The sequence below is a fragment of the Methylobacterium sp. 190mf genome (assembly GCF_900107945.1).
GTDB lineage: Bacteria > Pseudomonadota > Alphaproteobacteria > Rhizobiales > Beijerinckiaceae > Methylobacterium.
In genome coordinates, this window is record NZ_FNVI01000013.1 from 143,354 (window position 1) to 157,710 (window position 14,357).

Annotated in this window: 11 protein-coding genes and 1 pseudogene; 7 read left to right on the forward strand and 5 right to left on the reverse strand. The window is 64.9% G+C overall.

The window, feature by feature from the left end; translation table 11 throughout:
* Positions 1–39: 39 nt before the first annotated feature.
* A complete protein-coding gene (locus tag C4T42_RS17220; protein ID WP_146074005.1) occupies positions 40–2,019 on the reverse strand; it encodes a hypothetical protein in 1,980 nt (659 codons plus the stop codon).
* A gap of 370 nt (positions 2,020–2,389) precedes the next feature.
* Here C4T42_RS17220 and C4T42_RS17225 point away from each other — a divergent pair, with 370 nt between their 5' ends.
* From C4T42_RS17225 to C4T42_RS17255, 7 genes are all read left to right on the forward strand, one after another.
* Positions 2,390–3,118: a glycosyltransferase family 2 protein gene (locus tag C4T42_RS17225; protein ID WP_244603220.1), complete on the forward strand. Its 729-nt coding sequence runs from the start codon at positions 2,390–2,392 to the stop codon at positions 3,116–3,118.
* On the forward strand, positions 3,115–3,723 hold the full coding sequence (locus C4T42_RS17230; protein ID WP_103985519.1) for a phosphodiesterase: 609 nt from the start codon (positions 3,115–3,117) through the stop codon (positions 3,721–3,723). The genes C4T42_RS17225 and C4T42_RS17230 overlap by 4 nt, the downstream gene beginning before the upstream one ends.
* On the forward strand, positions 3,720–4,349 hold the full coding sequence (locus C4T42_RS17235; protein ID WP_103985520.1) for an HAD family phosphatase: 630 nt from the start codon (positions 3,720–3,722) through the stop codon (positions 4,347–4,349). The genes C4T42_RS17230 and C4T42_RS17235 overlap by 4 nt, the downstream gene beginning before the upstream one ends.
* Complete coding sequence (locus tag C4T42_RS17240) at positions 4,346–5,077, forward strand: glycosyltransferase family 2 protein (RefSeq protein ID WP_103985521.1); 732 nt, start codon at positions 4,346–4,348, stop codon at positions 5,075–5,077. Before C4T42_RS17235 ends, C4T42_RS17240 begins: the two co-directional genes overlap by 4 nt.
* Positions 5,074–5,394 carry a hypothetical protein gene (locus tag C4T42_RS17245; RefSeq protein ID WP_103985522.1) on the forward strand — a complete coding sequence of 107 codons (321 nt, stop codon included), beginning with the start codon at positions 5,074–5,076 and terminating at the stop codon, positions 5,392–5,394. The genes C4T42_RS17240 and C4T42_RS17245 overlap by 4 nt, the downstream gene beginning before the upstream one ends.
* Before the next feature lie 145 nt (positions 5,395–5,539).
* Positions 5,540–6,790 carry a hypothetical protein gene (locus tag C4T42_RS17250; protein ID WP_244603218.1) on the forward strand — a complete coding sequence of 417 codons (1,251 nt, stop codon included), beginning with the start codon at positions 5,540–5,542 and terminating at the stop codon, positions 6,788–6,790.
* Positions 6,791–6,802: 12 nt separating this feature from the next.
* Positions 6,803–8,455, forward strand: a complete 1,653-nt coding sequence (locus C4T42_RS17255) for a GDSL-type esterase/lipase family protein (RefSeq protein WP_103985523.1) — start codon at positions 6,803–6,805, stop codon at positions 8,453–8,455.
* Between the two features lie 659 nt (positions 8,456–9,114).
* Here C4T42_RS17255 and C4T42_RS32430 read toward each other — a convergent pair.
* From C4T42_RS32430 to C4T42_RS17275, 4 genes and pseudogenes are all read right to left on the reverse strand, one after another.
* Positions 9,115–9,750, reverse strand: a pseudogene (locus tag C4T42_RS32430) (DedA family protein); the annotation flags it as partial.
* 150 nt (positions 9,751–9,900) lie between these two features.
* Entirely contained in the window at positions 9,901–10,905 is a 1,005-nt protein-coding gene (locus C4T42_RS17265) for an NAD-dependent epimerase/dehydratase family protein (RefSeq protein ID WP_103985525.1), read from the reverse strand.
* Positions 10,902–11,651: a hypothetical protein gene (locus C4T42_RS17270; RefSeq protein ID WP_103985526.1), complete on the reverse strand. Its 750-nt coding sequence runs from the start codon at positions 11,649–11,651 to the stop codon at positions 10,902–10,904. Before C4T42_RS17270 ends, C4T42_RS17265 begins: the two co-directional genes overlap by 4 nt.
* Before the next feature lie 227 nt (positions 11,652–11,878).
* Positions 11,879–14,275: a glycosyltransferase gene (locus tag C4T42_RS17275; RefSeq protein WP_103985527.1), complete on the reverse strand. Its 2,397-nt coding sequence runs from the start codon at positions 14,273–14,275 to the stop codon at positions 11,879–11,881.
* Positions 14,276–14,357 lie beyond the last annotated feature (82 nt).

The following is a 14,357-nucleotide window of genomic DNA, read 5'->3' on the forward strand; positions in this document are numbered from 1 at the left end:
CGCAGGCGCTGCACCTTAGGCCGCGCTCGGACGGCGGGACTACAGACGCGCCGTGAACGCCTCCTTGAGGGTGCCATCGGCCATATGGGCTACGTCGACCCGCAGCTCCGCCAGGACGGTATCAGGGTTGACGGCGCCGCGAAACAGGTTCCAGCCGACGGTTCGGCGTGACACCGTCCGGATGTCGATGCTAGCCTCGAACATCAGCGACCGCAGCATCTGGTGCGGCTCCAGGCGCTTCCGGCGCAGGGCACTTTCAGGGTCTACGCCATCGAAGATCCGCTGCGTATACGACCCGATCCCGACGATCTCATCCGCGGCCAACCTGTCCGCCAAGATGAAGCGGTCTCCGACGCCCTCTACGACCTGCGCGTAGGCATCCTCGTCCACCACGGCCCAGTTCGACCGACCCCGCATCTGCTGGAAGACGGAGGCGAGCGAGCCGGAGAGGTCGCACAGGTCAGGCCGGATGAACAGGACATGGGTTGGCGCCGGGCGCGACCGGTCGATGGTGGCTAGGATCTGCGTCACCGCGCTGATCCGCGAGATCATCCGCCCCTGATTCATCAGCATCTTGTTGCCGTCGACCGCCTCCGCAATGGTCTGACCCAGCGCGCGCATGTAGCCGGCTTCACTGTCGACATCGAAATACGTCTCTCCCGGGAAGTCGCGGGCGATCCGGCTCTCATCGATCTCCGTGCTGACGTGCGCCTGATCGAGGATCTTGCTCACGACGCGCGGGCAATGCGGACGGATATCCGAGATCGTGCAGCAGCCGAGGTCCTTTAGGAGCGCGATGATCGGCGGCGAGAGGAACCCGCCGATAGTATCGATGTGATCATCCGGCAAGAACACCTTGCCGCCGGTCTCGCGCCAAGTGCAGATCGCGAAGGTCAGGTTGACCTCCGCGGCATGGGCGGCGAAGTCGTTCAAAATCCAGTCGCGCACGCCCGGCAGAGTGGCCTCGGGAAACCGCATCTGCCCGAAGAAGGCGACCAGCAGGCGGGGCTCCGCCGGAGCGTCCGGAGCCCGCGGCGACGCCGCGCGCGGCTTGCGAGCCAAACGAGTCCTGATCTCCACCTTCTGAAGCTCGGCATCGCGCCAAGCCCAGGTCAGGGCCGCGTAGCCCGGATCGATCTGGTCATCCGCCGCCCCGTCGTCCGAGGCGGCTGAGACAGGCCGCGGCGCCAGCCGGCCCTTGATAGACATGGGATGGAGTTGGGCGTTCGGGAGACCGCGGTTCGACTCCTTTAGCGCCTCCGCTTGCGCCTCGAAACCGAACGACACCAGGAAGAAATACGCGATCGCGAGGCCCTCGGCAGAATTCTTGAACTGCGCCACCGCGACGACTGCTGCCAGAGCATCGAGATCGTTGAGTCGATTAAATTTGTCGAACAATAAGTATAATATCGAATATAAAATATTCGGATCGCTCTCTATCTCGATATAGTGCTGGACAATTGATTTATCAAATCGGCCGGCGTCCATTTTCTCCATCACCAATTTGATGAAGAGAACTCGCCAGATGTCGACCAGAATGCCATCATGCTGAATGGCGTCGAACGTAATCCGCTGAAACTGCTGCGGATCGAACCCTGCCGGGGATGTCTTGTGGATGTAGAAGAGGCGCATGACGTTCAGGTCGTCACGCTCGTCCATGTCGGGGGTCACGCGGGCGAGAAGATGCTCGATCGCGCGCGCGTTGGTGTCGGGATACACGTTCACGCGGAACGTCAACGCGATGAAATTTGGATCCTGCGGAAACACGCCGTACAGGAAGGCCAACCGCCGAAGTTCGCTCTGTGACGGCTGCGTCCCGGCGCGGCTGGCGAATTCGCGACACAGGGTCTGCGCGATCGTCTTAGCGACGGGCGCCGGCAGGAGGGCCATGCCCTTGCGCACGGTCGCGTGGCCGACGGCGCGCCGCGTCCGGCCGGCATACGCGTAGATCGCCCGCGCGATCCGATCCGCCACAAGGCTTCGATCCGATCCTGTCTTCAAACCGATACGGTCGGTCATAGCATCCCGTCTCTGCACTTCGGCTCCGACAGTAGCGCCGGGCTCGCGCTGGCATTCGCGCTACGAAACCCGCGTGCTCGCTGTTTCGTCAAACGCGGCCTGACCGCAGCACAAGGCACGTCCGCATCTCCCGCTCGGACCGGGGTGTTGATCCCGCCGTATATCCAATCTGCCAATCAGGCGAGAGGCGGCCATGGACCGGATCCACGCCCACGTCGTTCGACATCCCATCGGCTATGACGTCGGAGACTGCGGAGCCGGGCGCGTGATCCGGTCACCTTGAGCCTCGCGGACAGATCGCTTATGGCGTCCCGACCTCTTCGAATGCCCTCGACTTCGCCGGCCCATCATGCTCGATATCGTCATACCGATGGCTGGACGGGGAAGCCGGTTCGCGTCCGTCGGATATGCTCAGCCCAAGCCGCTGATCCCAATCCACGAAATCCCGATGATCAAGGTGGTCATCGACAACCTGCGCCCAACGCGTCCGCACCGCTTCATCTTCATCTGCCAGCGCGAGCATGTAGAAGCCTACGGCTTGCGGCAGAAGCTCACCGAGTGGGCGCCCAATGCCGAGCTCGTCGAGATCGACGTCATCACCGAGGGCGCGGCCTGCACCGTGCTCCTCGCCGAGCGGCACATCTCCGACAACCCCCTGATGATCGCGAACAGCGATCAGTTCATCGACTGCTCGATCGACGCGTATCTGAGCCGGATCGATGATCCCGAAGTCGATGGCCTCATCATGACCATGACCGCACATGATCCAAAGTGGTCGTTCGTCGGCTTGGATCAGACGGGCCGGGTGACGCGCGTGGTCGAGAAGCAGCCGATCTCCGACGAGGCCACCGTCGGCATCTACAACTTCAAGCGCGGCCGCGACTTCGTTGACGCGGCCAAACGGATGATCGCAGCCGACAAGCGCGTCAACGGCGAATTCTACGTCGCCCCGGTCTACGAGGAGCTGATCGAGGCCGGCGCCCGAATCGACTACATGAATATTGGCCGGGAGGCGGACGGGATGTACGGGCTGGGCACACCGGGGGACCTGGACCTATTCCTGAGCCTGCCGATCTCGCGGGACGCCGCGGCCGCATGAGGATCATCAGCCATCGCGGCTGGTGGCATCAGCCGGACGAGAAGAACACCGTCCCGGCCTTCGAGCGCACGATCGCTGCCGGCTACGGCACCGAGACCGACGTCCGAGACAGCGCAGGCCGGCTCGTTGTCTCGCACGATCCCCCGGAGGATGAGTCACTGCCCTGGGAGGCCCTGCTCGACCTGTTCTCCGGGACCGGGCTGCCGCTCGCCGTCAACGTCAAGGCTGATGGAATCGGGCCTGCGCTCGCACGATCATTCGACGGACGCGATATCTCTTGGTTTGCCTTCGACATGTCGGGCCCGGAGACGGTCCGGTACGCGGGCGCCGGCCTGCCGTTCTACACTCGCCACAGCGACGTCGAGCCCGAGCCAATTCTCTACGGCGCGGCGCAGGGGGTGTGGCTCGACGGCTTCCGCGGCGACTGGTTCGACCGGCCGGTGATCGAACGGCATCTGGCGGCCGGCAAGGCCGTCTGCGTGGTCTCGCCGGAACTGCACGGGCGCGATCCGCGCCACGTCTGGGACTGGCTCCTAACGATGCCCGGCGATATCACCCTGTGCACCGATTTCCCCGATCGGGCTCACCGTATGATTAGTCCATGATCAAGGCCGTCATCTTCGACATGGACGGCGTTCTGATCGATGCCAAGGATTGGCATTACGAGGCGCTGAACCGCGCACTTGGTCTGTTCGGCATGGAGATCAGCCGGACCGATCACCTGACGACTTTTGACGGTCTGCCGACCCGGAGGAAGCTCGAACTCCTGACGGCCACCGAAAACCTGCCGAGCGGTCTTCACGGTTTCCTCAACCGGCTGAAGCAGACCTACACGCTGGAGATCGTCAGCACCCGGTGTCGGCCGACCTTCGCCCACGAGTTCGCCCTGGCGCGTCTCAAGGCGCGCGGCGTCAAGCTCGCGGTGGCTTCGAACTCCGTCCGGGACTCGGTCACCATGATGATGGAGCGCGCCAACCTCAGCACGCACTTGGACCTGATGCTGTCGAACGAGGATGTCTCCCGGGCCAAGCCCGACCCGGAAATCTACCTGACCGCCATGGAGCGCCTTGGCGTCTCACCGGAGGAGACCCTGATCCTCGAGGACAACGAACACGGCATCAAGGCGGCGCGGCTTTCAGGGGCGCACCTGCTCGTCGTCCGGACACCGGCTGAAGTCACACTTTCGAACGTGGATCGACGGATCGCCGAGATCGAGGCGGCGGCGCCATGAACATCCTCATCTTGGCCGCGGGCGCGAGTGCGCCGACCGAGGACGACCCCTATCCGGTCTGGTTGTCGGAGGTCGACGGCCACCTCATGCTGGAGCGGCAGATCACGGCACTCGAGTCGTTGGATCCCAATCGCTACATCGTCTGCGTCCGCGCCATCGACAACGCGCGGCACCATGTCCGGGATATCGTCCGCCTGATCTCGCCGAAGGCCGACACCGTCGAGATCAAGCGTCCGACTGCCGGGGCGGCCTGCACCGCCCTGATGGCGATCGATCAGATTCAGGCCGACGAAGAACTGATCATCCTGAACGCGACCGACCAGATCAGCGTCGACTTCGCCGAAATCGTCGAACGGTTTCGCGCTAGCGCCGCCGATGGCGGGATACTCACCTTCGACTCGCTGCACCCGCGCTACTCCTTCGTGCGCACCGACGCCGACGGGCAGGTGATCGAGGTTGCCGAGAAGCGGCCGATCAGCCGACAGGCCAATGCCGGCTTCTACTGGTTGCGCCGGGCTGGCGACTTCTTCGACGCCCTGCAGACGATGGTGCTGAAGGATGCGCACGTGAACGGCCTGTTCTACGTGGCCCCGGCACTGAACGAGCTCATCCTCCGGCAGAAGATCATTCAGACGTTCGCACTCTCGAAGGATTCTTACATGCCGATCAAGTCACCGCGGCAACTAAGCAACTACGAGCACCTGACCGAAAGCGGACCTACGTCATGAAACATCACCGTCTCGACGATATGACCGGTGGCTGGTTTTTGGGGGATTTCGATCCCTGCGCGGCGCGCAGCGCGGACGCTGAGGTAGGGTTGAAGCGCTACGCCGCCGGCACTCGCGAGGCGAAGCATTTCCACAAGGTCGCCACCGAACTCACACTCGTGGTGTCCGGCACGGTCCGCATGTTCGATCAGGTCTGGCAGGCGGGGGACATTATCACCGCTGAGCCGGGCGAGGCGACGGCGTTCGAGGCGCTGACAGACGCCGTCACCGTTGTCGTGAAAACGCCGTCCGTTCCGTCGGATAAATACTTGTCCTAAATGGTGCGGCCTCAATGCCTCGCGATTTCGCCGGACCAGCTCGTGCCTGTCAAGTTTTCATTCCGGCGCTAACAAGCTAATAACCGTCGAAAACTTGCCGAAGACACAAGCATCGGCGACAAGCCTTCAGCCGATTTCCAGGAGGATGGTGTTGGCCAGCGAGAACGAGACGCACGTGGCGCTTCGCGTCAGTGCGTACGCGATGCACCGCGCCGAGGTGCTGATGATCCAGCGCCGGAAACTGCGCGGACGTCATACGACGCTGGTCAGCTTCGCAGCAAAATATCATTATATCGAAAGCCAACGCCGGCTGGTGGCTTCAGCAGCGGCTACAGGCGACTTCGATACGATCGAGAGTTGGTCCCCGGACCGCATCCGCCAGACACCGTTCTATCGAGCCAATCGGGAGATCCTCGACCGGTCCCGAGGGGCAGGAAATTGGGCGTGGAAACCCTACATTATCGCTGAAGCGCTGGAGAAGCGGCGCGATGGGGACTTCATCGTCTTTAGCGATACCGGTATGCAGGCGGTCGGCGACGATCCCCTGCCTCCGGTAGCGCCACTGCTAGCTTGGCTCGACGAGTCAGAGCGACGGGTCGCTGTCGGCGTGCTTCATGGAAAGCCGCAGCGGACTTGGACGAAGCGCGACTGCTTCCTACTTATGGACTGCGACTCAGAGCGCTTCTGGGAGGCCGATCAGATCCAGGCCTCATGGATCGCCTTCAAGGTTAGTCCCGCCACCCGCCAGCTCATCGCCGAGTGGCTGCGCTACGCGAGCGACGCGCGTGTCGTCACCGACATGCCCAATGAGCTGGGCCTGCCCGATCTCGACGGGTTCATCGACCACCGGTTCGATCAGAGCATCCTTTCGAACTTGATCTACAAGCTCGACTTAGAGATCCCGACACTCCGCGAGCCGTCGAAGCAGATCAGGACGCTGATCGATGAGCTTGAGCGCGACGCGCTGGTCTGGTCACGCCCGTCCGAGAACATCGCCCTGGGCAAGACTTGGCTGGCTAGCTCCGCCTCGCCTTGGTCGGGTACGACCGGGACTTACGGCGAGCGTACGACCGGCGACCCTTCGTTCTTCTTCCACACGGCGCTTGAGAGGAACCCGTGGTTCGTGCTCGACCTCGGCGCGATCGAGCGGGTGTCGGAGATCCGGATCTACAACCGCTGGGGCCAACCCAGCGAGCGGGCGCAGCTGATGCGGGTCTGGCTGGGCGAGACCGAGAACGATTACCGCCTCGTTTTCGATGCAGTGGACGCTCACTGTCATCCCGGCCTTCCCCTGCATCTGCGGTTCGACAACGCTCGGTTCCGCTACCTGAAGGTTGATCTCGACGAGGAGCAGCATCTGCATCTCGATGGGGTCGAGATCTTCGCGGCACGTTGAGGCAGCCGAGCGATGTCAGAGGCGAAAAAGCCACTGTTCCCGTTCGGCCCGATCTTGTTCTTCGGCGACTCTTTGACGTTGGGACTGACGGCCGAGACGCCGGCCCTGTTTTCCGGACCGCAGACGGTACCCCGTGGGATCGCCGGGCAGTCTACCCGGGATATGGCGCAACGGCTGCGCTCCGACATCTCCGCCTATGGAGCGAAGGGGCTTCATCTGATCGGCGGACGTGACGACATCCTCGGCCATGGTCGCTCCGCGTCTCATGAGGCCATCGTGGCCGACATCACGGCGATGCTGCAGGACGCGCGCGACCTCTACGTGCGGACCTGGGTCGGCTCGATCCCACCGGTGGATCCCACTTCGCCGGGTGCAGCTGGCTTGCCAGTCTCGCTCATCGGGCACGTCAACGCGTGGTTGCGCGATCACGTGCATTTATTCGGGGCGCAGTTCATCGATTATGACGCCGTTCTCGCCACCGAGACGGGTGCACTCCGGCCAGCACTCAGCGACGACGGCGTGCGGCTCAATGCAGCTGGCTACGCGGCAATTCGGGACACCATGATGGCGGCTCTGACCGCCCCGGGCGTCGATCAGCTCTGGCCGCCCCCGGAGAGCGAGGATGCTGCGCGGCGGCGCAAGTTCCTGCACCATTTCAGCTATCTCGACTCGAACACGCGTTTCCCGAGCCCGTTCATCCAGTTTGCCGGCAAGCCGGGAGCGAGTCATTACGGCGTCCCATTCGACGCTCACGGATTTTTGAACGCGGCGCCAATCGTCGAGCGCAAGCCAGCAGGCGAGACGCGAATCCTCGTAGTCGGCGATTCGACCACGATCGACGGTGGCGACATCGCCAACACGCTCCCCGGCCGCCTCGAGCGGATCCTGCGGGCCGACGGACTGACCAGTGCGAAGGTCTACAATTTCGGGGTGATGTCGAGCTGCCTCACGCAGATGACTCACCTGATTTGGTCGCGTCTTGTGACCTGCAATCCCGACGCGATCCTCGTGCTCAGCGGCAGCACCGATCTATTCCAACCCTGGACGTACGATCCCCGACCGGGACATCCGTATAACGCCTTCATCACCCAGAAGCTCTACGATCACTTCTTCGACACGCACGATCCCCGAGCCCGGGAGGATGGCCTGTCCTATGATGCGCTGATTACGCTGATCTACGAGGAGTTGAAGCGGCTGCGAGCGGAGGTGGCTTGGCAGAGCCCCGGCTGGGAGGACTCCATCGTCCACCATTACGAACTCGCGGCCCATCGGCTGACCAAGCTGTCCCATGATTACCGAGTGCCTGTCGTGAGCGTTCTGCAGCCGACGATCCTGCGCAAGCGTCACCTTACGGAGGCCGAGCGTGGCGTCGCTTCTGGGACATTCCTCGCCTACCTCGACCGCCAATATGCCAAGCTGGAGGCGTTCACCGCGCAACTCGCCGAGCGGCGGCCGTACCGACGCACCTTCACGGCCCTCGACCTCAGTGGCATCTTCCGCGACCGGGAGGAGGAGACCTTCTACGACATCGTCCATTATGACGATCCCGCCCGCGAGATCGTCGCGGTGCAGCTCGCCGCCGAGATCCGCGCCGCTTTGGACCGCGCTCACGTCCTGACGCCGTTCGCGCGGGCGAGGCGGTTCTTCAAGGGCCACAAGGGCTAGTGATTTCCAGCTTCGAGCGCCGGCTCCTCCCGTCGGCGCCAGCGTCCCTGGTTACACGCTGCCCGAGCTCACTCCGCTCAGGGACCGACGAAGGAGATTACCGTCGTGCAGCCGGAACGGCCGGAGCGCACCTGTCGCGTGAGGCGGATAGCACGACCGGTGACCCCTATGTTCCCATCGCGCGAGCACCGGGAACGTCCGCCAGGTCAGCTAACTGGACGCGGTCACGCCGCCAGTCCGATCGCCTCCTCCTCGCCCTCAGAGACGATCCGATCTTTCGGACGCCGTAGCCTCAGACCGAGCACCGTCAGGAGAGCGGTGGGCACGAGAAGGATCAGCGCGATACCAAGAATCCCGACGTACCCGACGAGGCGACCGTAAGCGCCTCCGGTCACGCCATCGTGCCACGAGACCAGCGTCATGCCGACGGCCGCCGCGACGAGGATCACAACGAACCTGAACCACAAGGGCCAAGGCTCGCGTGGGCTCGGTTCGGCAGCCGGCGGAGCGGTCTGGATCGACGCGCGCTCCCGCTGCGCTAGGAGCGCTTCGACCTGGCTCTGGAAGTTCGCCTGAAGCGAGGGGCTCGGTTCTAGAGTCCCATGGGTCACCGCTGGCGCGCCCTGCGGCAGTGCGGTTTCATCATCCATGCCTTCGGCAAGCGGCCCCGGGATCGCAGCCTCTGCGGCGAGCATCAGGCGCGCCTCGTGCCGGCGCATAAACATCCACAGCGCAACGGCGCCCAGCAAAACGAAAGCCAGCAGCCCGAGGCCGACCGGTCCCATGACGTTCTCGATCGATCGGCCGCACAGGTAGGCGCCGAAGCCCATGATCGAAGCCCAGGCCACGCCGCCCAGCGCGTTGAAGGCCATGAAACGGCGGGCATCGAGCTTGTTCACGCCGGCGAGCACGGCCGCATAGGCTCGCAGCATCGCGGTGAAACGGCCGAAGAACACGATCTTCCCGCCGTGCCGGCGGAACAGGTACTGGCCGAGCTTGAGCCGACCGTGATCGAGCCCGATCAGATGCCCCTTGCGCAGGAGCAGGGGCAGCCCCCAGCGGCGGCCGACCCAGTAGCCGGCATTGTCGCCCAGGATGGCGGCGGTCGCGGCGATCGCCACGACGATGGCGATGTTGATGTTCCCGGTGCTGCCCGCGTAAGCCGCCGAGGTCAACAAGACCGTCTCGCCGGGCAGCGGCAGTCCGGCGCTCTCCAGCGTGATGATGACGAAGATCGCTACGTAGCCATAATGCGCGATCAGGTCGGCGATCGGCAGATCGTGTAGGAAGGACATGCGGTCTCCTCGCGACTCGCGTCGCGCTGTCGCCGACAATCGTGGCCCCTCCGGGGCGAAGTGAAGGTCAGACCTGCCAAACAGGCTCTCTCGCGCCGTGAGTCACGATGGGGATCGCGCGCACGTCACATTGTCCCTCGCCGGCGGGGTTCAGTGCCGCTCCGCCCGCGTCTCCGCCAGATGCGCACGCATCCACGCGATCGTACTGATGAGCCCTTCGCGCAGGCCGACGCGCGGCTGCCAGCCGAACTCGGAACGGATCAGCGCGGTGTCGAGCACGTTGGCGGGCACGTCGGCAGCGCGGGCCGACTTATGCACGCAGGGGAGGTGGTCACGCCCGAATGCCTCCTTCAATTCGGCAATGATCTGGTTGATGCTCAACCCCAGGCCGCTGCCGACGTTCATAACCTTGTGAGGCCCATCGTAGGTGACCGCGGCCAGGAACGCGTCGCTGACGTCGTCGATGTGCAGGAAGTCGCGCACTACCTCACCGGTCCCCCAAACCTCCAGCGGCAGGTCAGAGAGCACCCGCAAGATGTAGTTCCCGATCAGGCCCTGGTGCTTGGTGCCGAGCTGAAACCGGCCGTACGGATTGGCGATGCGCAGGATCTGGTAATCGATTCCGTGGAGATGACGATACAGGTATAGCGCCTTCTCGATCATCAGCTTGCTGATGCCGTAAGCCGAGATCGGGTCGGTCGGCGCCTGTTCCGAGATCGGGATCGCGTGCGGGACGCCGTAGATCGCACCGCCAGAGGACGAGAACACGAGCTTCTTGATCCGGGCCGAACGGCAGATCTCGAGCAGATGCAAGGTGGCGATCGGCGTCGCCCCGAGCTCCGCGGATGGATCTCGATTTGAACTTTCGGGGATCGACCCGGCGATCAGGTGGAAGACGACGTCCTGACGCTCGAGCGCCGTGGCGATCGCGAGGCGATCCCCGAACTGGCCGGTCACCCGGGTGACGCGGCGGTCGAGCACCTCGGCCTGAGGGTGGCTGCGGCTGAAGCAGGTGACCTCGGCGCCCGCCTCCGCCAGACGGTTGCACAGGTTCAGCCCGAGGAAGCCGCCGCCGCCGAGCACGAGACAGCGCGCCCCCGCCAGAACCGAACCGGCTCGGCCGACCGCGTGGTCCGTGGGCTGCCCGCCGCTCATGGCGCCGGATCGGTCCCGGGGGAGGGCGGCTCCGGCATGACGATCAGATCCTCGACCAGAGCGAGCGCCGTCTCCTGCAGGGCGCGCCGCGTCGGCTCCAGAGGCGCCTTTCCGTAGGCTCGGGCCGCCGCGTAGGCAGACGCATAGGCGGCATCCCATCCGGCGGCGAGGATCCGCAGGCCGGCGGCTTCGAGTGGGTCGCGAACAGTCACCCAGGCGGCGCGATGGGCCGCGTCCCAGGCCGCGCCCCGGACCTCGGGGCCCGTCTGCCGCAGCGTCAGGTTCGCGACAGCCGCGCGTTTGCGGGCGCGCTTTAGGTGGTCACACAACGACGCGAGATCAGCCAAATCTTGGAGCGCGGGGAGATCGGCCAGCTCGTCCCCCTCGACGATCAGCTTGGCGAGGTGAAACCAAGCGGGCACGTGGGTCCGGACGAGCCAGTCGGCCACCCGGGCAACGCGTCGGCGCTCCAGCGCCTTGGAGCCGCGCGTCCCGACGAGGCGCGGGAGGAGGGGGCGGATCAGGGCATCGCGCTCGGTCTGCGACAGGCCATCGCTCCAGCTGCGGATAAACGCCGCGATGCTCGGTGACGCGCAGGCGGGTTGATCCGAGACCGGCTCGCCGGCGATGAAGGCCACGGCTTCCATCGCGCACAAGGCGCCGCCATGGGGATGTGCACCTGCGGCAAGAGTGGTGACCTGGGCCAATCGATCGGGATCGATCACCGGCTTCTCGATCCGGACCATGGCCGGCTTCCCTATCCCCGATGTCGGACTCGCGACGACCGAACCTGTCCAAAGGATCCCGGTGATCGGCCTTTCCGGCTTTCAACTAAGTTGTGCGGTCCGGCGCAATCGAACAGCGCCGTGTCCGCACCGGCTGCCGCCGCAGGCCCGTCTCGGCGCGCGCCGCGACATCTGTCATCGCGGCTGACCGGGTCGCTCCGCTGGCGAAATCCCCGGAGAGCCGACGCCTAGGCCGCCTGCCGATCCGTCTTCTTCACGCGATGCGTGAGGATGATCGACAGCCACGGCATCACCTCGTGCGCCACCTCGATCCGTAGCAGCACTTCGAGGTGCAGCGCGTAGGGAAGCACGAACTGGAAGCCGCAGCGCGCCTCCTCCATCGTCGTCGGCATGTCTCCCGTGACCGCCGCGATGACGTCGGGCCGGTGGACGTCGACGGGAATGCGCTGCACCACGCCGTCGATCTCTGCGACGAGCGTAGCCTTCTCGCGGTTCGCCGCGACGATCCAGCCGGTGAAGACGACCTGCCCATCCTGAATCTCGGCCCAGACCCGATCCTGCGGCGCCTCGAGATGGGCCCGCGCGAAGGCGTCCGGCAGTTCCGCGTCGAGTTCGGCGATGGTGCAGCCGACCTCGAACTTCTCGAAGCCGCGCCCCTCACCGAAGATCGTCGCGAACCGCTTCTGGTATTGCCCGATCAGAAGGTTCTTGATGGTCTCGTCGAGACCCGACCACTGCCCCTTGGTCTGGATCGTGTAGACCGACAGGATCTCGCGCAGGAACGCGATGCGGCCCTTGTCGGCGATGTAGAGGTTCATCAGCCAGTCGGCGGCGCCCTTCTCGTCGTAGAATGCCTCGGGCACGCGGCGCAGTGCCTCGGCCCGGTAGAAGCAGGCCGAGAAGTTCGCGGTGAGCGGGGCCCGGGCGAGCACCGGGAAGCTGATCGGTCCGGTCTGATACCGGCCCTGCTCCTCATGCGGAATGTACGATCCGTTCGCCACGTGGTGCAGCAGGACCCAGTTGAAGCACATGTCGAGCGCCGGATCCGTCCGCAGCATGCGCAGCTGCAGGCCGATTTTCCGGTTGGAGATCCAGTAATCGTCCCCCTCGCAGAAGGCGACGAACCGGCCGGTGCAGGCAGCGACGCAGTCGCGCATGTTCTGCAGCATGCCGAGATTGCGCTCTCGCGATCGAACGGTGATGCGGTCGGGATGGCGGAGGCGGTACTCTTCGATGATCTCCGCGGTGCCGTCGGTGGACCGGTCGTCGCCGATCACCACCTGCATCCGGAACAGGCCGCGCTGGCCGAGCACACCGTCGAGGCAGCGCCGGATGGTGCCGACGTGATTGTAGGATGTGACGACGACGCTGACGGTGAGCTGATCCTCGATCCAGGTCCGCAGGGCGGCCGGATCCTGCCGCGGCCGGTCGGCAGCGGTCAGACCCAACTCGTTCAGGGCCGCCTCGGCGATGTCGGGGTGGTCCTCGATCAGCTGCGCCAGCCGGGCCGGATCCTCCTCATCGAGATAGGCCTCGGCCAAGCGCCGGAAAATGCGCTTCTGCGTGGCTTCGTATTCCGCGGCGTAGCGGCCGCCGAAATGGCCGCGCAATTGCCGGTAGAACTCGATCTCCGACTTGCCGAGCCGCTTGTGCCGCGCCAGCACGGTGTCGAAGGCGGCCCACATGCCGCCCGCGTGCTTGCGGTACACGCCCATGACCTGGGGCAGGAACCCGATCCGGCCGACCTCGGCGTGCATCAGGTGGATGTACCAGTCGGCCGGGATGATGCCGCGGCCGATCTCGAGCCTCTCGCCGCCACGATACCGCCAGCGGTAGAACACGCTGTTCGTCTGGATGAAGTTGTGCGCGACGAGATCCGATAGGGACGGCTGCGGATTGGGATGCTCCGGGTATTGCTCCTCCACCGCCGGCATGTCTTCGTAGACGACCTTTACCGGATGGTAGCACAGGGTGTATTCCGGCCGCTGCTGCATGTAGTCGAACTGGCGCTGCAGCTTGTCGGGATCCGTCCAGTAATCGTCGCCCTCGCAGATGGCGACATACTCGCCCGAGACCCGCCCCGCGATGTCGTCCAGGTTCTTGACGACGCCGACATTCTCCGGCCGCAGGATCGCGACGAGGTTCGGGTGCCGCGTCGCGTACTCGGCGATGATCTCGGCCGTGCCGTCGCTCGATCTGTCGTCCCCGACGATCAGCTCGAACGGGAAGTCGGTCCGCTGGCTCAGGATGCTGTCGAGCGTCTGGCGGATGAACGCTTCCTGATTGTAGGTGATGCACAGGACCGAGACGACCGGCCGGTTCCAGGCCGGCGCGGGCTCGGTCTCAGCGCGTGCCCGGATCCAGGCCGCGAACGGATTGACGTAGCTCCCGTCCACCGCCTCGTCCGGCGTGCCCGGAAAGTCCGGCCGCGGCTGCCGTCCGAGCCGGGCGCCGTACTTCACGTAGTGCTCGAGCGGAGAGAGATCGGTCAGGCCGACGTCAGGATAGCGCGCCGCGTACCAGAGATGGTCGAACCGCCCGCTGCGGTAGATCGTCGAGAAGTCGTCCTGCCACGGCTCCAGCTGAGGCGGAGCCGGCACGGCGGTCTCAGCGGCGGTCTGCATCGATCGTGTCCTCGCACAGGTCTCGGCCGCTGGCTGCCGTCACGCGCAGCGGCGATGCGGTCACCGCAGCATCGGAAAGCGG